15 protein-coding genes are annotated in these 26223 nt (G+C 44.5%); 10 read left to right on the top strand and 5 right to left on the bottom strand.

Annotated features, from left to right (window positions below; all coding sequences use genetic code 11):
• The first annotated feature begins 43 nt into the window (after nt 1–43).
• Both V144x_RS21130 and V144x_RS21125 read left to right on the top strand, forming a co-directional pair.
• Nucleotides 44–3187 (top strand): PSD1 and planctomycete cytochrome C domain-containing protein, encoded by a 3144-nt coding sequence (locus tag V144x_RS21130; protein WP_144987874.1) that lies wholly within the window; start codon nt 44–46, stop codon nt 3185–3187.
• Nucleotides 3188–3265: 78 nt separating this feature from the next.
• On the top strand, nt 3266–4726 hold the full coding sequence (locus tag V144x_RS21125; RefSeq protein WP_232102595.1) for a DUF1501 domain-containing protein: 1461 nt from the start codon (nt 3266–3268) through the stop codon (nt 4724–4726).
• A 254-nt stretch (nt 4727–4980) separates the two neighbouring features.
• Here the strand turns inward: V144x_RS21125 and V144x_RS21120 are convergent, their stop codons facing one another.
• Together V144x_RS21120 and msrA are read right to left on the bottom strand one after the other, a co-directional pair.
• Entirely contained in the window at nt 4981–5262 is a 282-nt protein-coding gene (locus tag V144x_RS21120; RefSeq protein ID WP_144987872.1) for a hypothetical protein, read from the bottom strand.
• A 390-nt stretch (nt 5263–5652) separates the two neighbouring features.
• Entirely contained in the window at nt 5653–6366 is a 714-nt protein-coding gene (gene msrA / locus V144x_RS21115) for a peptide-methionine (S)-S-oxide reductase MsrA (protein ID WP_197998562.1), read from the bottom strand.
• Nucleotides 6367–6770: 404 nt separating this feature from the next.
• On the opposite strand from msrA, the gene V144x_RS21110 reads away from it, so the two are divergent.
• Entirely contained in the window at nt 6771–7793 is a 1023-nt protein-coding gene (locus V144x_RS21110; protein ID WP_144987870.1) for a ferrochelatase, read from the top strand.
• 297 nt (nt 7794–8090) lie between these two features.
• Here the strand turns inward: V144x_RS21110 and V144x_RS21105 are convergent, their stop codons facing one another.
• Nucleotides 8091–9422, bottom strand: a complete 1332-nt coding sequence (locus V144x_RS21105; protein WP_144987868.1) for a DEAD/DEAH box helicase — start codon at nt 9420–9422, stop codon at nt 8091–8093.
• A 1001-nt stretch (nt 9423–10423) separates the two neighbouring features.
• Here V144x_RS21105 and V144x_RS21095 point away from each other — a divergent pair.
• On the top strand, nt 10424–12112 hold the full coding sequence (locus V144x_RS21095; RefSeq protein WP_197998561.1) for a mechanosensitive ion channel family protein: 1689 nt from the start codon (nt 10424–10426) through the stop codon (nt 12110–12112).
• 388 nt (nt 12113–12500) lie between these two features.
• On the opposite strand, the gene V144x_RS21090 is transcribed toward V144x_RS21095, so the two are convergent.
• Nucleotides 12501–12965 carry a hypothetical protein gene (locus V144x_RS21090; RefSeq protein ID WP_144987862.1) on the bottom strand — a complete coding sequence of 155 codons (465 nt, stop codon included), beginning with the start codon at nt 12963–12965 and terminating at the stop codon, nt 12501–12503.
• 940 nt (nt 12966–13905) lie between these two features.
• Here V144x_RS21090 and V144x_RS21085 point away from each other — a divergent pair.
• Both V144x_RS21085 and V144x_RS21080 read left to right on the top strand, forming a co-directional pair.
• A complete protein-coding gene (locus tag V144x_RS21085; protein WP_144987860.1) occupies nt 13906–14865 on the top strand; it encodes a DUF1559 domain-containing protein in 960 nt (319 codons plus the stop codon).
• 73 nt (nt 14866–14938) lie between these two features.
• Complete coding sequence (locus V144x_RS21080) at nt 14939–15376, top strand: hypothetical protein (protein WP_144987858.1); 438 nt, start codon at nt 14939–14941, stop codon at nt 15374–15376.
• A 41-nt stretch (nt 15377–15417) separates the two neighbouring features.
• Here the strand turns inward: V144x_RS21080 and V144x_RS21075 are convergent, their stop codons facing one another.
• Nucleotides 15418–16293: a HEAT repeat domain-containing protein gene (locus V144x_RS21075; protein WP_144987856.1), complete on the bottom strand. Its 876-nt coding sequence runs from the start codon at nt 16291–16293 to the stop codon at nt 15418–15420.
• Nucleotides 16294–16663: 370 nt separating this feature from the next.
• Here V144x_RS21075 and V144x_RS21070 point away from each other — a divergent pair, with 370 nt between their 5' ends.
• The 4 genes from V144x_RS21070 to V144x_RS21055 all read left to right on the top strand — a co-directional run bounded on the left by V144x_RS21070 (nt 16664) and on the right by V144x_RS21055 (nt 26160).
• Complete coding sequence (locus tag V144x_RS21070; RefSeq protein ID WP_232102594.1) at nt 16664–19174, top strand: plasma-membrane proton-efflux P-type ATPase; 2511 nt, start codon at nt 16664–16666, stop codon at nt 19172–19174.
• A 243-nt stretch (nt 19175–19417) separates the two neighbouring features.
• Nucleotides 19418–20743 carry a Gfo/Idh/MocA family protein gene (locus V144x_RS21065; protein WP_144987852.1) on the top strand — a complete coding sequence of 442 codons (1326 nt, stop codon included), beginning with the start codon at nt 19418–19420 and terminating at the stop codon, nt 20741–20743.
• Nucleotides 20744–21114: 371 nt separating this feature from the next.
• On the top strand, nt 21115–25215 hold the full coding sequence (locus tag V144x_RS21060; protein ID WP_144987850.1) for a chemotaxis protein CheB: 4101 nt from the start codon (nt 21115–21117) through the stop codon (nt 25213–25215).
• A gap of 189 nt (nt 25216–25404) precedes the next feature.
• A complete protein-coding gene (locus V144x_RS21055; RefSeq protein ID WP_197998560.1) occupies nt 25405–26160 on the top strand; it encodes a response regulator in 756 nt (251 codons plus the stop codon).
• The last annotated feature ends 63 nt before the right edge of the window (nt 26161–26223 follow it).

The raw sequence follows: 26223 nt of genomic DNA, 5'->3' as shown, positions 1-26223 counted from the left end.
CGGTTTCAAAATTCTGCGATGTAAACTCTTCTGGAGTCTTAATATGAGGACCGTACCCAAACGAATTGGTTTGACCATTTTGGTGTGTGCCTGTGTGTCAGGTTCCGTCTTTGCCGCTAAAGAAAGCAAGCCAGAGAACTTGACGTATGAAGAACATATTCGTCCGATTTTTCGAGCGCATTGTTTTGACTGTCACGGCGCTACGGAGGAGATCGAAGGAGGGCTCGATTTACGTCTGGTACGCTTTCTAATCAAAGGGGGAGAATCTGGTGATGCGATTGTTCCAGGTAAACCGGCTGAAAGTAATTTGGTCGCTCGAATCGCAAGTGGAGAGATGCCACCCGGTGAGGCTCGTGTCCCAGATAATGAGATTGAAATTATCAAGCGCTGGATTGCTGGTGGCGCCAAAACGAGTCGTCCGGAGCCTAAGACGATTGGGCCCGGTTTGGGGATTACTCCCGAAGAACGCGCCTATTGGGCTTTTCAACCGATAAAGCAACCTCAAATTTCCGAAGAGATCAGCAAACATCCAACTGTTCTTACTCCAATCGATGCATTGTTATTAGAGGCCATGCCAGAAGGATTGGCGTTTTCTCCTGAGGCGGAAAAGCTAACTTTAATTAAGCGAGCCTATTTCGATCTGTTGGGGCTACCACCCAGTCCTGAAGAGATACAGCGGGCGCTCTCGAATCACTCTAAGGATTGGTATGAATCGTTGTTGGACGAGTTGTTGAAATCACCGCATTATGGTGAGCGCTGGGCACGACACTGGCTTGATATTGCCGGTTATTCTGACTCAGAAGGCTACACGGTCAAAGATGATGTGCGTCCCTGGGCCTGGAAATACCGTGATTATATCATCAAGTCGTTAAATGCTGGCAAGCCGTTTGACCAGTTTCTTCAAGAACAACTTGCCGGTGATGAATTAGCGGGGAAACGGGAAGGGGATCTCACCCAAAGGCAGATTGAACTTCTGGCGGCGACGGGTTTTTTACGAATGGCCGCTGATGGAACTGGCAGTGGAAAAAACACTCCGGAAGCGCGTAATCAGGTCATTGCCGATACCATGAAGATTGTCAGTTCATCGTTATTGGGCTTAAGTGTTGCCTGTGCTCAATGCCATGATCACCGCTATGATCCGATTCCTCAGACGGATTACTTCGCTTTGCGTGCGATTTTTGAACCTGCATTTGACTGGCAAAAATGGCAGACACCTCAACAACGACGGGTTTCGCTTTATACAGCCGAGGATCGGGCCAAAGCAGCGACAATTGAAGAGGAAGTGAAAAAGGTGGCCGCGGTCAAAAACGAAAAACGAACCAAGTACATGGCTGAGGCGCTTGAAATTGAACTGAAGAAGTATGAGCAGCCATTACGAGATCAATTGAAAGCCGCTTATCAGACTCCAGTCAAAAAAAGGTCACCTGAGCAGGTCGCTTTGTTAAAGAAGAATCCGAGTGTTAACATTTCAATAGGTGTACTCTATCAATATTTGCCTAAAGCTGCTGAAGAGCTTAAGAATTATGATAAACAAATTGCAGAGATCAGAAAAAAGAAGCCGATTCATGAGTTTTTACGTGTCGCTCTGGAACCGGCAAACCATCTTCCTGAAACAAAGTTGTTTCACCGTGGAGACCACCGGCAACCAAAACAAACGCTCACTCCAGCGGCGTTAACGGTGGTTTCACCGGAAGGACAGCGGCATCAAATTCCCCTTAACGATAACACACTGCCGACAACGGGACGTCGTCTTGCGTTTGCCCGTTGGCTAACAAGCGGTAAACATCCCCTTGTTGCCCGAGTATTAGTCAATCGGATCTGGATGCATCATTTTGGTCGTGCGATTGTGGGAACCCCTGGTGAATTTGGCAAGCTCGGTGCCAGCCCGACACATCCAGAATTACTAGACTGGCTGGCGGCGGAGTTTATGCAACAAGGCTGGGATCTAAAAAAACTGCATCGTACGATTATGCTCTCGACCGCGTATCGTCAGGCGGGAGCTCACGATCCGAGCAAAGAGTCAATTGACCCAGAAAATCATTATTACTGGCGAAAGCCCATTCTCCGTTTAGAAGCGGAAACATTGCGCGATCGCATGCTGACTGTATCAGGAGTTCTTAATCGAAAGTTGTATGGTGCTCCTGTCGGAATTAAAGAGAATGAATTCGGTCAGGTTGTCGTTTCAGGAGAACAGCTCCGTCGTAGTTTGTATATTCAGGCGAGGCGCAGCCAGCCAGTAGGTATGTTGCAAACATTCGATGCACCTGTCATGGAAACAAATTGTGAACGCCGTTCTAATTCGACCGTGGCAACCCAATCCCTGATGTTGATGAATGGAGGATTTATACTTGCACAATCAGATAAACTGGCTGATCGGATTGCTCGCGAAGCACCAGAATTGAAACCAGAGCAGTTAGCTGTATTACCTAAACTTTCACACACAGGGAACTCTCCCTGGAGCTATGGTTATACAACTCTTGATGAGAAGAATTTGAATTCCGCCAAGTTCACAGCGTTGCCACATTGGACTGGTTCCAGTTGGCAAGGAGGGGCAAAACTTCCTGACGCGAAATTGGGTTGGGTGATGTTGCGTGCCGCTGGTGGACACCCTGCAAGAAAGTACGCAGCGGTCAAACGTTGGACGGCTCCGGTGACAGGTACATTATCTGTGACAGGCAAATTACAGCATGGGACCAAAAACGGAAATGGTGTGAGAGGACTCATATTATCGAGTCGCTCAGGCCTGGCCGGCAAGTGGATTGCCTATAATGGAGTTGTGGAAACAAAAGTGACGACTCTGGCAGTACAGCAGGGAGATCATATCGATTTTATTACGGATTGTAATGGAGACGTTAATTCTGACTCCTTTTCCTGGAATGCTCAATTATCACTCACTCGTGAAAAAGGGCCGGCGTTGAAATGGGATACTGTTGCTGATTTTCATGGTCCGGAACCAGTTCAAAAGCAAAGTCTTCCTGCACAAGCATCGTACGCGTTTGAACTGGCTCTTTGTCGAAAACCAACCCCAGACGAATTGCAGCTTGTTGTTCGTTTTATGGAAAATCAACTGACTTACTTACAACAAAATCCAGGACAAACACCCAAAGGGGTGACGTCTGCTAAGCAAACCATTACCAACTTGTGTCAAGCGCTCATGAGTTCGAATGAGTTTCTCTATGTTGATTAAATTGAGGTGAAGGCATTTTGGAACGAAGCCCTCACTGACTGGTTTCCAAGTTTAGTTATACATCAGGTATGATTTACAATGATGCATTATAGTCGAAGACAATTTCTCGCAGACAACGCAATGGGCATTGGAACTGTGGCGCTAGCCTGGTTATTGAAACAGGACAACCTACTCGCGAAGCCTAAGAGTGTTTCCATTAAGCAGCCGCATTTCGATTTGACTCCTAAAAAAGCGCAATTCGTTCCACAATCCAAGGCGATGATTTCATTGTTTCAGCATGGCGGTCCTGCACATATGGATTTGACCGATCCCAAACCGGAGCTGACTAAGTTTAGTGGAACCGATTTCAAAGGAGACATCCAATACAGTTTCGTAAATCAGGCGAGTAAAAAATTACTAGGCAGTCCCTGGAAATTTCGCAAACATGGTGAGTGTGGAACCGAGCTGTCTGAATTGTTGCCAAATTTGGGAGAAATTGTTGATGACGTTTGTCTGATTCGTTCCATGCATACCGGGGCGAATGGACATGAAGTTTCGATTCGTTACTTTCATGGTGGTATTCCCGGAGTGCTGGGCCGACCCAATTTAGGTTCGTGGTTAGTTTACGGATTAGGAACAGAGTCACAAGATCTGCCAGCTTATATGGTGTTAACCGATCCAGGCGGGCTCCCCGTTGATGGTGTGACAAACTGGTCGAACGGATTCATGCCTTCGTTATTTCAAGGAACGGTTTTGCGTCCTAAAGAACCGCGCATTTTGAATCTGGATGCACCACCACATTTACGTGGTTCTCTGCAAGCACAAAACCTGGAACTGTTGCAGGCTTTAAATCGTAAGCATTTTAAAACTCACCCCCATGAATCGGATCTGGAAGCGCGAATTGCAAGTTATGAACTGGCTGCCCGGATGCAAACTTCGGCCCGTGAAGCACTCGACCTTTCGCAAGAAACAAAGGCGACGCAAGACATGTACGGTCTCGACAATCCCAAAACACGAGAGTATGGAACACGGTGTCTGATAGCCCGTCGTCTGGTTGAACGAGGTGTCCGGTTTGTACAACTATTCCTGGCGGGTCAACCATGGGATAATCATAGCAATATTACAACAGGATTGCCTGCTATTTGTGGTCGAACTGATAAGCCTTCCGCAGCGCTTGTTAAAGACTTAAAACAACGAGGCATGCTCGAGTCGACCCTGGTCCATTGGGGGGGAGAGATCGGGCGGCTTCCGGTCACTCAAAGTCATGGTGATCCGAAAAAAGCTGGTCGCGACCACAATGGGCAGGGATTCAGCATCTGGCTTGCCGGAGGTGGTATTAAAGGGGGAATGGCATTTGGTAAAACAGATGAGTTTGGTCATCGCGCAGTCGAAAACGTGGTGACCCCCAATGATTTTCAGGCTACCATTATGCGTCTCTTCGGCCTCGACTTTAAGCAACTTCTTTACCATTATAATGGCCAGGAGCAAATCATTACCAACGGCCGGCCTGCCAAAGTCGTTTCGCCGATCTTGGAAAATCCTCCTGAAGCTCTAAGCTAGAACATTGCAGCTTCTCTTTTTGAGAAGAGTATCAATAGCGTCTGCATTATCTTAATGACGTTTTGCACACGGTCAGAGTATGATCTTTCGATCTATTGAAGTCTTGAGAATTTCCGGAGGGAAGATACCAAATTGAAACGGGAACGCCAACCGTAGTGTGATGTTCCAGTTGACGTTCCCAAACAACGGTGTGACCGGCCCGAAGCCACACCGCATTATGGTCTGAATCGAAACAAGAAACGTCTTAAACAAACTTATTCGATTGCTTGTGTTTCGGGCATTTCAGCATCGCCTATATACTTGTACCACCCCTTCATGTGGCTAAATGAAATGGGGTAGATCATAAGCTTCCAATCAATATTCAGACTGACCGGATCTGCCCCTGGTTTTAGCTTCAACAAAGGGCCCGTCTCTTTGAATTTGACGTAGAATGATTTATGACCGGTATTTTGAATTTGGAAGATCGCGACACGCCCGGAATCAGAGAGGTCAACGATAGTTTTCGGTTGCGTAGGACTTGCAACGTCGAAAATCATTCGGTGGTGCCTAGGGTCCTCTGGATCATCGAATCTACAGAGGTGATCAGTGCGTTTTTCAGACATTGGCCCGCTTGCTTGAAAACAACAACTTGAATGAATTGGTAATTGAGTAAAAAGCAATATTTTTTTACATAGTGAATAAACCCTACCCCAAATGTATAGATTTACCTCCTTACTTGTAGATGGATCTTAGCGAACGTGAAACTTTGGTCAATATGAATTTGCGGGTATCCATGCCAGACTTAAGACGAATTTTCACAGTGCACCAGATTAAGCAACACACCAAGATAGTGAAGTAGATAATCAAACGACTTGAACATAAACAAGTTGATAGATTTTCAATCTTGTCTGTCTGCAGTGATTTCGAGGATAGTAATCAACTCATTGCTATTTCTCTTCTGTTTTCAGCTTATCAGCGAATTTACTGCGGAATTTTTCTAATTTTGGGCGGATGACGTATTGGCAATACTGCTGATTCGGATTGAGCTTAAAGTAGTCCTGGTGATAGTCCTCGGCAGGATAAAATTCTTTGAAAGCAGTGATTTCTGTCACGATAGGACTTTTAAATTTCCCTGATTCATCCAGTTGTTTTTTATACTCAGTGGCTTCTTCTTTTTGCTGATTGTTATGATAAAAGACAGCAGAACGGTATTGTGTACCCACATCAGCACCTTGTCGATTTAAGGTTGTGGGGTCATGTGTTTCCCAAAATACTTTGAGTACATCTGTGAACGAAATCTGTTTGGGATCGTAAGTAATCTGAATGACTTCGGCATGGTCTGTTGTGCCCGCACTCACAGCTTTATAAGTGGGGTTGGGAACCTTACCGCCTGAATATCCGGAGACAGCAGATTTGACCCCTTTCAATTCGCGAAATACAGCTTCAGTGCACCAGAAGCAGCCTGACCCAAGCGTGGCGACTTCAAGCCCGTCTTCTACTTCCTGAGCAACAGGTGTGGAATTTGATTCTGGTTGTTCCTCGGCAATCGCGACGGGACGGTCCTCTTGTGTGAGCGATTTTTCACAACCACTCAACAAAGTCAGCATTGTGGTGAGAGAGATACCAACGAAAACCAAGAGTGGTAATTGTGTCAATGTCATGACAATAAATTTCCTACGAGATAGAGTCAGATATTGGAAATCAGTGAATACTACAAACGGCTAAAGTTATTTTAGACAATACTCGTTAGTAGGGACAGGGGGAATCTATTCTGATCGATTGATTCGCTTTGACTACAGCTAGTTTCATTCTGCTAACCTCTGGAGACTCAGTTCAAGATTCTTGGTTAACTGAACGGTATACTAATATTTATTCCAGTTCTTTCTAGCAGCCAGATATTTTTAAAATGAATATACAGACATCCGACTTTGTGTAATTATTTTGTGTTTAGAGTGGTAATTTTCTGTTGACTGACTAAAAATCAATGAGAGCTTGTAGAACGTACTATTTTTGAACTTAAGACTCTTGAGCAAGTATTTTAAATATTAACCGGAAAAAATTATAAATGATAAATTCATACGATGCAATTTTAGTGGTTTCTTTTGGTGGTCCTGAAGGGCTCGATGATGTAATCCCTTTTCTGGAGAATGTGTTGCGAGGTAAAAATGTGCCTCGGGAGCGGATGTTGGAAGTGGCTGAACACTATCAACACTTTGGGGGTGTCAGTCCCATCAACGAGCAGAATCGTTTATTAATCAATGCATTGGAACAAGAGCTTGAGCAACATGGGCCTCATCTACCAATCTATTGGGGTAACCGAAATTGGGATCCACTTCTGCCTGATACTCTGGAGCAGATGAAACAAGCGGGAATTAAACGCACATTGGCTTTTTTTACCTCAGCTTTCAGTTCCTATTCTGGTTGTCGACAATATCGGGAAGATATTCAACGTGCTCAGGAGCAGGTAGGGGAAGGGGCTCCTGAAGTTCAAAAGATGAGAGTCTTTTACAATCATCCCGGTTTCATTGAAGCGATGGTTGAACGAACACAAGAGGCGCTCACTCAAGTTCCTGAAGAGAGACGCGATCAGGCACATATTTTATTTACTGCTCACAGTATTCCTCTCACTATGGCCTCCGGGTGTCAATATGAGGCACAGTTGAAAGAGTCTGCCCGACTCGTGAGTGAGCGGCTGGGATCGTATCAATGGGATCTGGTATATCAAAGTCGTAGTGGTCCTCCTCAGCAACCCTGGCTGGAACCTGACGTTTGTGATTTTATCACTCAGATGGGAGATAAGAATGAAGTGCGGGACATCGTGATCGTTCCTATCGGGTTTGTTTCCGATCATATGGAGGTTCTATTCGATTTAGATACGGAAGCCAAAGATGTGGGAGAGAAATTGGGTATCAATGTAGTTCGCGCCAAAACTGTGGGAGTGCATCCCCGGTTTATCACGATGATCCGTGAGTTGATTGAAGAACGGATTAATGGTGCAGAGGAACGTCCTGCATTAGGTGACCGGGGAGCCAGTCACGATGTCTGTCCAGTCGATTGCTGTTTGCGCACGACTGAAGCTAGGCGTTAAGCTGTGTTCGCATTCTCAAAATCCATTCATGAGAAGGTTAGGTTGCTTAAGTCAGTCTGACTCATCGGTGGTTTCTGGCTCTTCTTCTGGCATTGCTGGCGGAATGCCTGTACTACCCAATTGTTTCTGTTTATTGCGACGAATTCGCTTTGCTTCGGCTTTTGCTTTCTTTTCCGCTTCTCGTTGACGTTTGGCAAAAGTGTTTTGGTTTCTGGCGATGGTCGCTCTCCTGGAAATAGGGATTGAATTGATTTCACTGAGGCCGACCAGTCTTTGTCGGATTCGTGAGTGCGATGGTTAATTTATTTGTTTGGTACGTTGTCGTGGTGTTTGCCCTTTACGGCGTCTGCGCTTTGGTTTGTCTGCCCCGTCCACAGCAAATCCAGGCCGGCGATTGCGGGCTCTTTGAGAGTGTCCCGGTTTTTTTGAAGCCTGCTGTTTGCGAGATGGTTTTCGTCGTTCACTCGGTGCATTTAAAGGCTTGGAGTCCCGACGACCAGGCTGTGGATGATTTCTGTCGATAGGAATTTTTTTGCCAATCAATTGCTCAATAGCTCGTAATTCACGACGTTCATCATCAGTACAAAACGACAAGGCAATTCCCGCTGCGCCCGCCCGCCCCGTTCGTCCAATGCGATGCACATAGGCTTCCGGTTCAATGGGTAGATCAAAATTGACAACGTGTGTGATTCCATCGATATCAATACCTCTTGCGGCAACGTCAGTTGCTACTAAAACCTGCACTTGTTTGTTTCGAAATGCTTCTAAGGCCCTTTGTCGCGCGTTTTGTGATTTGTTACCGTGGATTGCTGTAGCGTTAATACGACATCGCATTAACTGCTGGGCAAGTGTGTTGGCAGTGCGTTTCGTTTTTGTAAATACCAAAGCCCGCTCGACGTCTTTAGAATCAAGTACTTTTTGCAGGAGTGTCAACTTATTTCTTCGATCAAGGTATACAATACGTTGCTCGATCTGTTCTACACTAGTTGATTTCGGAGTCACATTGACGTTCACGGGATTTCTGAGCAAACTTTGTGCAAGCTCTGTAATTTTGGGAGGCAACGTAGCGGAAAAGAAGAGTGACTGACGTTGATCTGGTAGCTCTTCAATAATCCGTTTGAGGTCGGGCAGAAATCCCATGTCGAGCATCCGGTCTGCTTCATCCAGAACGAATGTCTCTAATTGATTTAATTTGATATGCCCCTGGTTGATCAGGTCAAGTAAGCGTCCCGGTGTGGCGACAAGAATATGTGCGCCCCGATTTAAGGCTCGCACCTGTTTTCCCTGATTCACGCCTCCATAGACCAAAGCCTGTCGTAGCTTAAGATGTTGGCCGTAGGTTGCAAAACTCTCTCCAATTTGAATTGCCAGTTCTCGTGTGGGAGCCAACACAAGTGCGAAGGGATGATTTGGGACAGCCTTGCGGTTGGTTTGTCCCAGTCGGTTCAGAATCGGTAAGGCGAGCGCAGCTGTTTTGCCTGTACCCGTTTGGGCACAACCTAAGACATCATGTTCTTGCAGAGCGGCTGGAATCGTTTGTACCTGAATAGGAGTCGGCGTTACATACTTTTCATCGGCCAGTGCGCACTGAATGGGTTCTAATAAGTCAAGTTCTTTAAAAGTCTTCAATGATTTTCCTTAATGGATCTTTGAAAGAGTTCTGTTTCCAAAATACGGATGATCGCAAATGTTGAAAGTCTTCAACGAAACTACCTGAAAAGCGAATCTTTCCAAGGTCTGGAAACTGGTCTTCCTGAGTCTTCAGATTCGGGTACAAGCTGTATGCAATGGGAGAATATGTATCACCCAATAGCAAAAGCATATGTGTAAATGTGTCGTGAAAAGCAGGTGAAACACTTCACCAATTCTCTGAGGTATTCACTACAGTGATACAGGTTCGACTGATAACACTAACAGCAAATTTTATTTCTTGGAGAATTCCGGACAAACAAGAAAGCCTCAGAGTTCAATACGTTTGCAATAACGCAGGCAGCATTCCACAGAGGTTGACACAACCTATGGTAGTCAGCAAGAGCATCTGACGAACAAGTCGACACCTGTGTAAAAGGGTTGCAAGAGGCCCTAACTCTGCAAGAAAACCCTGTTAGGCCAGAAAACGTTCTCCATATTGGGATTACGCTACTCGCTTATTTCCGACCATATTGACTGGCTTCTTCCAAGAGAGCCATGAATCTGCAGGAAGTATACCCATGCAGAGTACCGTTGCCAAGCCATAAATTCTTGATGTCTCTAGACTGGCTTCGTTTTGGCCGTATTTAATCGAATAAGTAGAATAAATACCCAATTTTGGAGTATTCGAACGGATGATTTTATGATGCAGTGCGGTATGCCTTTGCCATAGTTCAGTGATCAATACAGAGTGTGTCAATTTCAGTCCTCGTATGGAGGAGGTCATTTCTCATCATTATGAGATTCAGGCTAATACGAATAATAATGTGAAACGAATATTCTACATTAGGTTGACATTCAAATCGTAGTCCTCAGCTCGTTCAAAGCAAAGTTTATTCTGGATGACCTGCAGTCGGTTGTTTAAGATAGGAATATCTTCATTTCTCATCATTCTCCTCGATATCAATATTAGTTGGCATCAAATGCTGCAAGGAATTGCTGTGGGTCGATTTCATTTTCCAGTCTGTCTTATAAGCATCCTCTTCTGTTTAACATTGTCTCCGAGTATTGGATTTGCTGAGCCAAAGCTCAATTATCGTCCGGCTGATACTTCCAGTCCGCGGAGTACACTTAAAGACTTCATTGACGCCAGTAATCAGATTTCGAAGCATGTCCGCGACACCAAATTTGTCAATCGAGATTCTGAGGCTCTGCGCCCAATTATTTTACGGATACTTGACTGTCTCGATCAAAGTGACTTACCAGCGTTTGCCCGCGAAGCCCGGGCTGCGGAAGTGGCGATTTGTTTGAAGGAAATTATGGATCGAGTCGAGTTGCCTCCCTTTGACGAGATCCCAGGGATTGAAGAGGTCGACGCAGCAGGGGACAAATTGACCAGTTGGCGGATTCCCGGAACACGACTCACAATCGCACGGATGGAAGAGGGGCCGCAAAAACATGAGTACCTGTTTTCAAAAGGGACCGTTGATCGAGCAGTACGCTATTACCAGGATATGAAGGCGTACCCTTATCGAACTTCAGGACCTGAAACATCACCCGGGTTTTACCGTTGGTATTTTTCTTCTCCCGGTCATTCAGCGGTGGTACCAATCATTGAGAGATTGCCCAAGGGGTTTCGCGATCAGGTATTTGGTATGGCGGTCTGGAAGTGGCCTGCGCTTTTTCTTTCGATCATTGTGGCGAGTCTGGTAATGCTACTAATCTACCGTATTCATTTTAGACTGACTCAACGTTGGAAAGGCAAGAACATCGTTTGTTACTGCTTGACGATTATATTTCCGATTTTAGCTGTGTTCGCTCCTTTCATCGTAACATATGTAGTGAAAGATCAACTCATCGTACGGGGATGGCCTTTATATATTGTCGATTTTACCTCTCTTCTGATTGCATTACTGGCTTCCATTTTTGTTGTGTTTGCTGCCAGTAATCGTGTGGCAGAAACGATCATCGCTTCACCGAAAATTAATCCACAAGGCCTCAATGCGCAATTAATTCGAATCATTTCAAGACTGATGAGCATGGTGATAGCCGTCGCAGTATTTCTTGTTGGTGGGCAGTATCTGGGAATCAAGTTGACAACATTATTAGCCAGTGCTGGGATTGGTGGGTTTGCTGTGGCACTTGCGGCACAGGATACATTGAAAACTTTGTTTGGCACAATCATGTTAATGGCTGACAAACCGTTTCGGGTGGGGGAGCGTATTCAATTCAATCAATATGATGGTAACGTAGAAGACATTGGTTTGCGCTCAACGCGCGTTCGACTTTTGACTGGGAATCTGGTAACGATTCCGAATGATGAGCTCGCGCGTTGTGATATCGAAAACATCACCCGTCGGCCTTATATCCGTCGTAGTGCAGATATCAAAATTCCATTAGATACTCACAGAACAAAAGTAGAACAATGCATCGAGATCATCCGAAATACCCTAAAGGATCATGAAGGAATGAATCCAGATTTACCAGCGCGCGTTTATTTCGATGAGTTCAACGATGATTCTTTCAATATCAAAGTGATTTATTGGTATACACCACCAGAATTTTGGGATTTTTTAGCGTTTAGCCAGAAGGTGAATCTGCAAATCTTTCAAGCATTTGAAGAACAGGGGATTCAATTCTCACAACCATTACGTGTCGTTCATACTGACACGGAAAGTCAAGGATCGTGAGCAAAAACAACTGCTCTGTCCAAAAAGTCTAGTTAATAAAAGAGCATCATTTCAGATTGCTTGTTCTGTTACTCTTGTGTGATCTTAGGGATTTTCTTCTAAGTAGTGATCAATAAACTCTCCAACTTTTTTTGTCTTTGGCCACTTGCTCAGCAGTTTGACCGATGCTCTTCTAGACAGTTGCATTTCCACCCCAGTGAAATCGAGGCAACACACGATACATTCACTTCTTCTTTACCCTACTGACTGCACAGGCTAAGCCCCTATTTGGGCTAGGAGAATGGAAACTGAATTCCACTGTGTATTTTGATTCAAAGGTTTATTAAAAGTGGTCATCAAAAAGCTGACCACCTATAGAGCAAAAATCTGTTAGAACCAGTGAGAAAATTCACTTTTCGTCTGTATCGCGTATTAAATTATGGCATTTCACACAGGTGATTGTTAAGGCTGCGAAAGCGGTGGCTGAACCATCGGCATTTTTGTCTTCGGCCATTCGAATCAATTCCTTGTTGGCGAATTCGAATTTGTTGAGCTGTGCTTTATATTCTGATTTCGAAGTCTCTGGACTGTCACGCAACCAGGATTCCAGAATCCCGAAGCCCTGCAGGGCACGAGCATTTTTTTCAACAGATTTAAAATCACCTTCGGTCAACGCTGCCAAAATCCGTTGTGACTTTTTCAATTTAGCTTGCATCCAGAAATCTTTTTCCTTTTCTGACTTGTCTTTTTTGCTAACCGCTGAGTTTTTTTGAGCCTTGTTTTTAGGCTTCTCATTGTCTGCATAACTGCTTAGTGCAAAAGCGGAAAGACAAGTGACAGCAATAACAAGAATGTAAGGCATGTTCTTTTTCATGGAAAATCTTTCTTTCAGTTCCTAACTTAATTACAAGACAAGACCGTAGAGCTAACTTGTCTCGTCACGACGAAACAAATTACATTGTCGTTAATCTAGTGAATCTTTTATGCAAACAATTCAAGGCTACCTTATAAGTTGAAAACGGATATAGGTTTTTGTTCTATTTACTACATAGGGGTATTCCTGATGGAGTCACTCTCAGGCAGAGGATGCACTGATACGACGCTCATACTCAGATACGAAAAACAAAATTTTGGTTGGTGTCGACGATCATGTTGACAGCTTTAGTGTGCGTTCTATAGTCAGAAGCATTGCTGTCGATGCGCAGCAGATCTCGTATTGTTATGAAGGCTACTTGCGGTATTTTCGTGGCGAGTATTATTTTGTCTCAGCTGACGAGCCTGAATCTCGGGGTGGTTACGAGTCTTGTTAAGTGCGCAAAATGCACTATTGCTTTCATACCTTTTCCAAAACTATCAATCGATGGGAGATGATAGAGGAGAAATTCCTGATGATTTCATTTCGAAATTCTGTTGGCCTGATGCCTGTATCTAATGGGCTTTCTATTCTTTGTATTCTATGAATCAGTGACTGCCTAGGATGTCCCATCCTCCTCTCTGGTCCATGCCGAGTATGGAGTTCAGAAATAACAGGCTGATTTAGCTACACTGATTCAAATCTCTATTTAGCCAGTGTGAATATTCGGAGAAAATTTCCATCATGGAATTGAAATCGAGGCAATTTTAAGTAAGCTTGACTGAAAGAAAGTGATCGTTTGCTTTGTTGATGAAAAATAAGGCCTTCCTAAGTTATGAAACCTTAATTGTTTAGCCCTCCCCAAATTCATTGGTTCATCTAAAAAGATTCTCATTTTTAATTATCATCACTAACGATGGGATCTTGCTTTAATCCGTTTCACTTAATACAGGTAAAGATAATGATAAACAAAAAGCGTGGATTCACTCTCATTGAGCTGCTGGTTGTGATCGCCATTATTGCGATTTTGATTGCCCTGTTGTTGCCTGCAGTGCAACAGGCACGCGAGGCTGCTCGCCGGGCGTCTTGTAAAAATAATCTGAAACAAATTGGCTTAGCACTTCACAACTATAATGAAACTCATAGCTGTTTTCCTGTTGGAATATCCGGATCGCCCGTCGATATCAATGGGGTTCGCTGGTACAACACCGGAAAGGTATTGTGGATGGCTTATGTCTTACCTTTTATTGATCAGGGAAACTTGTATCAGGATATCGATTTTAATGTGGGGGACCCGGGAAGAAATGCAGTCAATTCTCCTGTGAAAGCCAGAATACTTCCCGTCTATCGCTGTCCCAGCGATCCAGGAAATCAGGCTGCAACTGGTTATCTGCAAGAAGGGCCGAGTAACTATGGTGCCTGTTTAGGTCGAGATCCGATCAATGCGATTTTTGGTGGTGGATCGGCGCATGCAAATAACGGTACTTCGGTACTCTATATGAATAGTAGGACCAAACTCCGTGATATAACCGATGGTTCATCAAATACGATGGTCGTGGCAGAATGTCTGGTCGGAGGAATTTACTACGATTATGGAAATGGTGTGAATAGCCCTCTTCCCGCTTGTAGTAATAATCCTGCGGGGACACCAAGAACCGGTAGAGGTCGTTCCTGGTTTTTTGGTGACAATGCGATTGAGTGGGGGTTTACGACAACATTCCCTCCCAATGCACTTTCAGAAACAGGTGGTTGTAAATCCTATCAGGAATTTGGAAACTCGGATGCAGGCAGCAAACACGAAGGGGGCGCTCACATTTTGTTGTGTGATGGAGCGGTGCGATTCGTTTCTGAGAACATGCATTTGCCTACTTGGCAGAACCTGGGAGACAAAGCTGATGGGAACGTATTGGGAGAATATTAATCAACTGAGTGGTTATCGATCCTGCTGATTATACTCTTTTCACATCATGCTGGTTGCTTCAAAAGATACTCTAATGAACTTAAGCAGATTTTATATTTATTTGGTATTTGGGATTTGTCTCATTCTATTCACTGCTTGTGGAGGCAATTCTGCACTGGAATTTACAAGGGCTCAAGTAGAGGGAACTGTTAATTATAAAGGAGAGCCACTGGAGGAGGGCTTGATTCGTTATGTCCCTGATGGTGAGATCATCAATGGGCAAGTTGCCGGAAAACCCATTTTCGCAAAAATTGAACAGGGACAATATCAGATCCCCGCAGAGAAGGGGGCCACAGTAGGGAAAAACAGAGTCGAAGTGACCTGTTATGTAGAAGCAGGGAAACAGGGAAACTTGTCAGGTGGAAAGGCCGAACTAGTCAAACAAATCATTCCTCCCAAATACAACTCTCATTCTATCCTTTCAGTCGAAATCAAAGAAGGAAAAAATACACAGGATTTTGATTTGAAGTAAGACATAACATTCAGATAGGCGATTCCTTTTAGATTGCAGAATTATTTAGCGAGCGATTTTCGAAACTGGCTAATTTTTGAGACCATTTCCTGGTGTTCTTTTTCTGCTTTCGTTTTGTCTTTGGCATCTTCAATTTTTTTAATCGTTTCTTTGACACGAGTTTTCAACTGTTGGTCATCTGTATTTAGTGTCTCTTGCAAAGTCGGTAGCAGAGGCTCGGCTTTCTTACCGAAAATTGCCAGGGCACCTACTGCATTTAAACGGACCCACTTGTCATCGTCCCCTAATAAGCGAGCGATCGCCTTCATATTGCTTTCGTTGTATGGGTCAAGTCGAGCCAGTTGCCCGTTACTCCAGCCACGCACGGTAGTATCGGTACTTTTCAGTCCCTTAGAATAGCGTTTTTCCAGATCGGCAAGTTCGAGTATCGTGACGCCTTTGGGAATTTTGATTTTGTCCAATTGAATATTGCCACCCACGTAAATCGTTAGAATCGGGTGTTTGCTCCAGATATTAGCACCTTGATCTTTTTTCGTCATCATTTTGGCGATGCCGCCCACAAGATGCAGATTCCAATGATAGTGAATCGTTTTTGACTTGTTGAAAGAGTCCACTACTGCTGGCCCCGGTCGCAACACAACCTCATGCACTTTTTCGTCGGTAGCAGCAAATTTTTTTAACACATCATTCAGTGACTCGTTATTTCCGCGGTAGAAACAGTATTCATTGCCGTTGACCCATTGATGATAAACGCGGCTTTCATGATTGACGACCGGAACAATTCCCGGCCAATCCTGAAAATTGGCCGCATTCAAAGGTTGGTTGCCAAAACTCTCTTCCCCTAAAGCCCATGCGCATGTGGCGCCACTGCAAATAGTCAGCAGGAAACTCAATAGTATTAATATAACATGCCGCATAAGGTGATCTCCTCTCTCAAGAAAATAGTTCGAACATCAATTAAGATAACTGGCATGACAATTTTGTTTCAAGAATTCTCCCATAATTAACAATTTTTACAAAGAGTGTCGTAGTGAAAGGAACTTCTGACTCATTGAAAACCGAATTCACTTTTGGGGGTTTGTGAGATAAGAAAACTTTCATCGATCAAATCAATTTTAGTTAGGCCAGCATTGCTTGAGCGAACAATCTTACCAATTTCGGAGCGAATGGAAGCTAGCTGACCGAATTTGCATAAAAGAAATGACAAAGTTATGATGCAGCGAATAGAAATTTCACTATGTCCAGGAACTTCTCTAGGCAGTTGGCATGACAGCAGACGGGCAAACGATGAGTCGCACTCGCGAGATAGATGATGATCTGGAACACGCGAGTTTGGAGGCAGTTTACGAGCAACTTGATACTTCTTCCAAGGGATTGACTTCGGTCGAAGCACAGACGCGGATTGGCCAGTATGGCCGTAACGAATTGAACGACAAGGAAGTTAGTGACCTGCAAAAATTCCTCCGTTTTTTCTGGGGGCCTATTGCCTGGATGATTGAAGCCGCGGCTTTACTGTCGCTTCTGATGGAGCATTGGGCCGATCTCACAATCATCATGGTGCTGCTTCTCTACAATGCCGTTTCGGGATTCTGGCAGGAACGCAAGGCGTCGAATGCTCTGGCTGCTTTGAAAGCAGGACTCGCTCCCAAGGCGACCGTGCTGCGCGATGGCCATTTTTCTTCTATCGACTCTGCAGAGGTTGTGCCCGGAGATGTGGTACGGATCAAGCTGGGTGAGGTCGTGCCTGCTGACGTGCGCTTTATTGAAGGAGATTATATCAGCATTGACCAGTCTGCATTGACGGGAGAGTCTCTGCCTGTGAGCAAAAAAATCGGTGATGAGGGCTACTCCGGCAGCATTGCCAAACAAGGTGAAATGCACGCAGTGGTAATCAGTACTGGGAACAATACTTTTTTTGGTCGCACTGCCAGTCTGGTCGCAGGAGCTGGCGGCGAGGCTTCGCATTCACAACGGGCGACGACTCAGATAGGAAATTTTCTCATTCTAATCTCGGTACTCCTCTGTGTTATATTAGTGGGATTCGAGGTCAATCAGGATGTCGTAGTAAAGCACCTCTGGCAGTGGTCTGACTTGGCGGCGATTGCCCGTATGGTATTGGTTCTATTAATTGCTTCGATTCCAGTCGCAATGCCGACGGTGATGACTGTGACTAACTCATTGGGTGCTCAGAAACTAGCCCGGAAGAAGGCCATCGTTTCTCGACTGGAGGCGATCGAGGAACTCGCTGGAGTTGACATCCTCTGCTCAGACAAGACAGGGACTCTCACCAAGAACATTTTGACACTCGGTGATCCGATCCTTTTCGATTCAAGCACTACCGATGATCTCATACTAGCTGGTGCATTGGCTTCCGAAAGGGGCAGTGAGGACGCCATTGATAAAGCAGTCTGTGGAGGACTAAAAGAGAGCAAACTACTGGATGATTATCAGGTAACCAGGTTTGTGCCTTTCGATCCAGTCAGTAAGCGAACTGAAGGGCAAGTAACCGATCCAGCTGGAAAAGCAATCAGATATACCAAAGGCGCGCCGCAGGTTATCATCGAGTTGTGCGCATTGGATGATGATGTCAAATCAAAGGCCAAACAAACCGTTTCAGACCTTGCTGCCAAAGGACTACGCGCCCTTGGCGTGGCGGAATCAACTGATGATGGCAAGATCTGGTGTTTTCTGGGCATCTTGCCAATGCTTGATCCGCCTCGAGACGACTCTCAGCAGACGATCGCGCGTGCCAAGGCACATGGGTTGCATGTTAAAATGGTAACTGGAGATGATGTCGCAATTGGCAGCGAAATTTCGACGCAGTTGGGTATGGGGTCTCATCTCATCGCAGCTGCCGACATGTTTACCAGAGATATGGACATGAGCCATTTGTCTGATCACATCACTGGGTGTGTCGAAAAAGCAGATGGGTTTGGCAGAGTGTTCCCCGAGCATAAATATGGCATCGTCAAGGCGTTACAGGATCGAGGACATATTGTTGCTATGACCGGTGATGGAGTTAATGATGCGCCAGCTCTGAAACAGGCGGACTGTGGTGTTGCCGTAAGTGGTGCGACCGACGCCGCCCGGGCTGCAGCAGACCTGATACTGACTGCTCCCGGACTGTCTACGATCATTGAAGCCATCGATGAATCGCGCGAGATCTTCGAACGGATCATCAACTACATACTGTTTCGAGTTGCCATGACTTTGGACATTATGTTTGTGGTCGTTCTGGCAACGGTGTTCTTTGGCTTCTCGCCGCTAACTCCGATCATGATTATTCTGCTGGCTTTGCTGGACGACATCCCGATCATTACGATCGCTTACGATAATACTCAATTGCCGAAAGAACCGGTGCGCTGGGAAATGAGGCGACTATTGTTCATTTCCAGTTTCATGGGGATCATGGCGATAGCTCAAAGTTTTGGCTTGTTGCTGATTGGCATGGAATGGCTCAGCAACAGTGAGTGGCAATCCTGGATCAAACTGAATCAGGAACAGGTTCAGACTGTCGTCTTTCTACAGATTGTGGCGGGCGGTCACCTGCTATTGTTTGTCATGCGTTCGCGAGCAAGTATTTTCCGGCCCCCCTGGGCGGCTATGCCTTTGTTTCTGGCGATTGTGGGGACCCAGATTTTTGCCGTCCTGATGTGTGGATTTGGCTGGTTTGTTACCGCGCTACCTTGGACTATCATCGGGCTTGTTTGGATTTACATCTTGGTTTGGATGGTTGTACTCGATGTGATGAAACTGGCCTTGTATTACAAGCTCGCACAAGATCAGCATTCCATGTAAGCTTCAAAGGTAATGGTCCTGGAGTATCATAAGCTAGTTGATATCGAATCTGGCAGAGGTACCGAAAGGAATCGTTAGAATCTTCTGAAATAATAAACCTTCTTAATTCTTGCTCAGATACGAAGTGGGAAAATCCATTGAAATTTATTTCGAAATCAGAATCGTGAGTCTCAACATCAAAAGTTAGTCGTTATACTTTAAGGAAGAATTTTTTTACCCCCTTCGAATTCGAGGAGAACCAGCATGACCGACCAACAAATTACCCGTCGTAAAGCCCTGCAGACTACAGCTGCTATCGGAGCCGGTCTCTGGTTGGGAACGTCTGTCAGACCGACGCGGGCAGTGGCGAATGAAAAACTAAACGTGGCTGTGATTGGCATCGGTGGTCGTGGTGCTGCGAATTTAAACGCTGTTGGCAAAACAGAAAATATTGTCGCCCTCTGTGATGTCGATGAGAAACGAGCGGGTAAAGCCTATGAACGTTATTCGAGTGCGAGGAAGTTTGCCGATTTCCGTCGTATGCTTGACGCGATGGAAAATCAGATCGATGCTGTTGTGGTAAGTACTCCCGACCATACGCATTTCCATCCTTCTATGATGGCGATGACGATGGGCAAACATCTCTACTGCGAAAAACCTATGGCTCACTCAGTTTGGGAAGTACGCGAAATGACCAAACTAGCTGCCAAAAAGAAACTGGCAACACAACTGGGTATGCAGCGGCACGCTTATAAAAATATGCATCGTGTTGTCGAACTCGTACAATCGGGTGCGATAGGCGATGTGAATGAAGTTTATAGCTGGGTGAGCAGTAGCCGAGGGATGCCTGCACTTCCTGTGAAAACTGTTTCGCCTCCGGAAACTCTCGATTGGGATTTGTGGATCGGTCCTGCTAAATTTCGTCCTTACGCTTTGAATGCTAAAGGGCAGGGAACGTTAGCGCCATACAATTGGCGATTCTGGTGGGATTACGGTACAGGAGAAACGGGAAACTGGGGCTGTCATATTCTGGACATCCCTTTTTGGGCACTCGACCTGAAATACCCCACACGCGTTGAAGCCTCGGGGCCAGAGGTCGATGCTGAACGAACCCCTACAAAAATGCAGACCAGTTTTGCTTTCCCTGCGAACAGCAAGCGGCCTGCGCTTGAACTTCACTGGTCTCAGTCAAAAAAAGGCCCTGCTATTCTGAAAGAAAAAGGAATTAGTCTGAAAGGTGCGAATACACTCTTTATCGGTTCGAAAGGGATGCTGTTGACGGGGTTCAATTCTCACAAATTATTCCCTGAAAAAACTTTTGAAGGATTCAAAGCACCTGAACAGTCCATTCCGGATTCACCCGGTTTTCATCTGGAATGGATTGACGCCTGTAAAGGTGGCACACCTGCGACTTGTAATTTTGACTATTCCGGTCCTTTGTCTGAAACCGTCTTGTTGGGAAACACAGCTTATCGTGCGGGAGGAGGCTTCGACTGGGATGCAGCCACTTTGACAGCTGGGGGAAATGAGAATGCCAGGCAGTATCTTTATTCCAAGTTCCGTAAGGGATGGGAAGATTTCACGAGCTAAAGCTGATGGTTTCATTTGAGAAAAGACTTGGAAAAAGTATTTTCTTTCGTTGTCTCATTTCAGCGAGATGGCAGATTACTTCACTTCAAGAAAAGAAATACCTCCTCTATCTAATGGAGGCAAACTACTTTCATTTTGCAAAAATGAACAGAAACACAGTTTTATTTTAGTGTTTCTGGACTATTCATATTTAGAATGGGACAGTGTGTCTTAAGATAGAGATACGGACACACATTTTTGCTATCTAAGAATCAGTCCCTTTTTCTGAAACCCGTAACCATCAACTCATCAAGATGTTTTTTTGCGATTTTGTGCTATCTATTGAATCACGGATTTTATAACTGACTAGCCACAGATACTGGGAACGATCTATGACAAACTCTGGTCAAAAGAGCAGCCTGAAAGTTCAAAGCAGTCAGCAAAATGAAGAACCAGCAGATGAGTTTCACATTGTCGGTGTTGGTGCCTCTGCAGGTGGGCTTGAGGCACTAGAGCTGATGTTTAAGATGATGCCTGACGACGCTGGTATGGCATTTGTCATTGTACAACATCTCTCCCCGGATTTTAAAAGTCTGATGGATGAGCTAATGGCGCGTCACACCAAAATGCGCATTAACCGAGTTGTAGATGGGATGGTGGTGGAACCCAATTCTCTTTATCTGATTCCTCCGAAACAGGACATGGTCATTTCTGATGGAAAATTACTTTTAACAGAAAAAGATACGTCACAATCCTTATCACTACCCATCGATCATTTCCTGCGTACATTGGCTCAGGACGTAGGTCGAAGAAGTATCGCCGTCATTTTATCCGGAACGGGCAGTGATGGTTCAAGAGGGATTCGTGATATTCATGAAGCAGGTGGACTGGTCGTCGCACAGTCTCCACAAACTTCTAAGTTTGACGGCATGCCTAAAAGCGCGATCGATACGGGAATTGTTGATGTTATTGTACCACCGGAAAAAATTTCTGATGTTCTGGAACGTTATATTAATCACCTGCATCAGACAGAATTGGACCAGCCACCACTTGATGAATCAAGCATTGAACATGTTTTTCGGCTGTTGCAGGAGCGTCACCGCATTGATTTCAATCATTACAAGCCTTCCACGATTGGACGTCGAATTGAACGTCGAATTCAATTAAATCACCATGGTAATATTGACGAATATGTCGATCGGCTTGAAAAAGAGCCTGCAGAGGTCGATCAACTCTATAAAGATTTATTAATAGGTGTCACTCGCTTCTTCCGTGATCGTGAAGCATTCAAAGTTTTAAAGACCGAAATTATTCCCCAGTTATTACCAGAGAAAAAAAAGTTCGAGGAATTCCGGGCCTGGGTGGCGGGATGCGGAACCGGAGAAGAAGTTTATTCCATTGCGATTTTGATTAATGAATACTTGCGTGAAACAAATAGGAATATCAATGTCAAAATATTTGCTACTGATGTTCATCAAGCATCCATAGATGTAGCTCATCTGGGAATTTATCCCGAAACGAGTCTGGGAGAAATGGAACAATCCATACGAGATCGTCACTTTATAAAGACGGAAGATGGATATCAAATTTCTTCTGAGATCCGCAAAATGATTGTTTTCGCGCAGCACAACCTGGTTAAAGATGCGCCCTTTACTCGGTTGGACATGATTTCATGTCGAAATTTATTAATTTATCTTCGCACGATGGCCCAGAAAAAAGTGTTATCGTTATTTCACTTTGGATTAAAAACTGAAGGAATCCTTTTTCTCGGTTCGAGTGAAAGTCCGGGCGAGCTTGCTGAAGAGTTTGAAACACTTCATGAACGTTGGCGATTCTTCAAAAAGCGACGTGATATCAAACTTCCTGCCTATTTACGGGATCCCATTAATACCGAGCGAGAGCGATTGAACGCACCAGCTCGAATGGGATCAAGAAAGAAGTCGGATTCTTTTGGGAAAGATTTGATTGCAACCTATGACAATTTGCTAGAGCGATTTATGCCTACCAGTGTGCTGGTGAATGAACATTGGAATGTTCTTCAGCTGTTTGCTGGAGCGGGAAAGTATCTGGTTCATAATGATGGTCGCTTATCAACTAATTTACTTGAAATGATCGATGATGATTTAAGGCTGGCATTGGCGGGGGGCTTGCATCGAGTCTCTCAAAAGCGAAAGGCAATTCGATACAACAATGTACTTGCCAGAACATCAGAAGGAGAGACGCAACTCAATATTCAAATTTCTTTAATGGAAGACGAGTCACCTAATCCTAATTATTTAGTTCAATTTGAAGAAATAGACGTGTCTCCTGAACAAGAAAAGCAGGGATCCGATTATCTCGATGTTGAGGAAGTGACGAGAAACCGAATTTTGGATTTGGAACAGGAAGTTCGATATACCAAGGAAAACTTACAAGCCACGATTGAAGAGCTGGAAACCAGCAATGAAGAATTGCAGGCCACTAATGAAGAGATGGTTGCCTCAAATGAAGAGTTACAGAGTACTAATGAGGAGTTACATTCTGTCAATGAAGAGCTCTATACCGTCAATGCAGAATATCAAAATAAAATCGCAGAATTAACAGAACTGACCGATGATATGAATAACCTCCTGGTCAGCACTGAGGTTCACACGCTCTTTCTCGACGATACACTATCGATCCGAAAATTTACACCTAGGATGGCACAGGTGTTTAATTTTATTTCCACTGATGTAGGCAGAAAAATTAGTGCTTTTACTCACAATATTATTTGCGACGATTTAGTTTCTAAGATCCAGAATGTATTGGATAAAGGAGAAACTTATGAAGAAAAAGTGCTGAGCAAGCAAAACGTACATTTTTATATGCGAGTACTTCCCTACAAGTCGGCTGAGTATGTTCCCGGTGATGAAATACCGGGAATTGTACTGACCTTGATTGATATCAGTTCTCTTGTTGAAGCGGAAGAATCCATTCAAAGAGAGCAGGAGCGTTTTTCGAGAGCCATTGCAGCTAACAGAGATGGTACCTGGGACTGGACCAACGTAGGAAATGATGAGATGTGGTGGTCCCCTAATTGTTATACTTTATTAGGTTACAAACCAGATGAGTTTCCTGCTTTACATTCTGAGTGGCTGAATTTAATACATCCTGATGATCGTGAACGGGTACAGGAAACAAGTGTGCCTGGAAGCGATAGTTGTTATGTTGAATTGCATCGCGATTTTGAATATCGCATGTTGCACAAAACTGATGGGTACCGCTGGTTCCGGCATCGTGCGATTGTCGATCATGATGTTTCAGGTAAACCGGTACGCATGACGGGGTCCGTAGGCGATATTCATGACCGCAAGTGTGCAGAAATGCAAAAGGTGGAAGAAATATTAAAACGTGACAATTTCCTGGCGATGCTGTCACACGAACTCCGTAATCCGATGGGAGCAGTACTCAATGCCATTAGCCTGATTCAGGATAAGACGTACCTGGATTATCAAGCTTCCGGAGAAATAAAAACAGACGCTCCTCAAATTATTGAGCGACAGACAAGACACATGGCTCGTTTATTAGATGACTTATTAGATATCGCACGATTTGGGCAGGGGAAAATCGAATTTCGGCTGGAAGTGGTCGATGTAATTGCTCTTGCACAGGAAGTGCTTGAATCAGTCAATTATCAGATTGGTGAAAAATCGCAGACGTTACATATGATGATCTGTGATGGTCCCATTTATATCTATGCTGATCCGATTCGAATCAAACAGGCCCAAGTCAATTTACTCAACAACGCGTCGAAGTATACGCCTGAGGGTAACGATATCTGGTACAGTATTGATTATCATGAGCATCAAGTCTGTATTACAGTGCAAGATAATGGTGACGGGATTCCAAGCGAACTCTTGGCAAGTATTTTTGAATTATTTGTTCAATCTGATTCCACTTTAGCCCGATCTGCTGGGGGTCTGGGAGTTGGTTTATCGCTCGCCCGAAGCATCGTGACGACCCATGGTGGCGATATTCAAGTTGAAAGTGATGGAGTCGGGAAGGGCAGTACCTTTAGAATCATTTTACCGATGACGGATAAGACTCCCAAGACGTTGAAGCATGAACCAGATCTAAGCTTTGAAGGATGTAAGATACTTCTTGTTGAAGATAATTTTGACGCGCGAAATATGTTGGCGGAAACACTTCAGATAAAAGGATTTGAAGTATCGGTTGCCGGTGATGGATTGTCAGGATTAGAACTTTATAAAGTGAAAAAGCCTGATGTTGCTGTTATTGATATTGGGCTTCCCAGAATGGATGGATACCAACTTGCCAGAGAAATTCGGAAACAAAACACGGAATTACCTCCGGTACTTATTGCGCTTACCGGTTATGGGCGTCAATCTGATCAGGAAGCCGCTTTGTCAGCAGGATTTGACACACATCTTGTGAAACCAATAGATCCCAGTGAATTAATTGTTCAAATCATCCATCAAAGAGCAAATATACAAACAAATCTCAGTGAAAAGTAAGGTATATAACTCATTTACAAGAAAATGGTTGACAGGTGAAATATATTTCGTTAAAAATTTAGATCGCATTGATCGACACCAGCAGGTATGACTAAAACAGAGCAGGGATGCTTAGTGAATTAACATGATTGTTCTCGAATTCCATGGATGGAACATCGAAAGCCAGTTATTCCACGGAAGGAAATTCCCATGCTTATTCTCAGTCGTAAGCAGGACCAAAACGTCAGCTTCCCCGATCTTGGTATTACGGTAAAGATTCTTGGTGTGAGAGGCTCTACTGTAAGAGTCGGATTTGATGCTCCCGTCGAATTCAAAATTGTCCGAGGCGAATTACCTGAAGCAATATCTCATGACTCAAAAGAGCACCAGATTGTTCAAGTCCCTCCTGAACTGCGACACAAACTCCGAAATCAATTAAATTCTTTGAGTATTGCTACGCATCTTTATAAAGAACAAGTGGCAGCTGGCTTTCATAAGGAAGCTGAAAAAGTCTTTAAAAGACAAGTCGAGTTACTGGAAAATATTCTCGAACAAAATCAGATTTCTTCTGAGGATGCCAAACATTTAGAAAAGAAGCCAAATAGTATTCTGTTAGTTGAGGATCAGGAGAACGAGCGCGAGATGCTGGCAGGCTTACTCGAGATGCATGGCTATCAAGTCGCTACAAGTAAAGATGGTGTTGATGCTATTGATCATCTGGAGAATAACCCGCTTCCTTCGATCATTCTTTTTGATATGCGAATGCCTCGCTGTGATGGACCGACAGCGATTAGACATATCCGAAAGAACGAAGCTTATAATCAAGTGAAAATATTTGCAATAAGTGGAACAGCTCCTGAGGATTGTTTCGCTCAATCAGAAAATGAAGGTGTCAATGCCTGGTTTATGAAGCCCTTGAATCCAGGAAAACTTATTGACGCGATGGCAGTTTCCTGTCGCACTTAATGGAGTCTCACTAAGGCACGAGTATTACTTGGAAGGATCGTTGCGGGGCGAAATAACGCTGTT

The sequence above is a fragment of the Gimesia aquarii genome, from assembly GCF_007748195.1.
GTDB lineage: Bacteria > Planctomycetota > Planctomycetia > Planctomycetales > Planctomycetaceae > Gimesia > Gimesia aquarii.
This window is presented reverse-complemented; position numbering and strand designations above follow the sequence as displayed.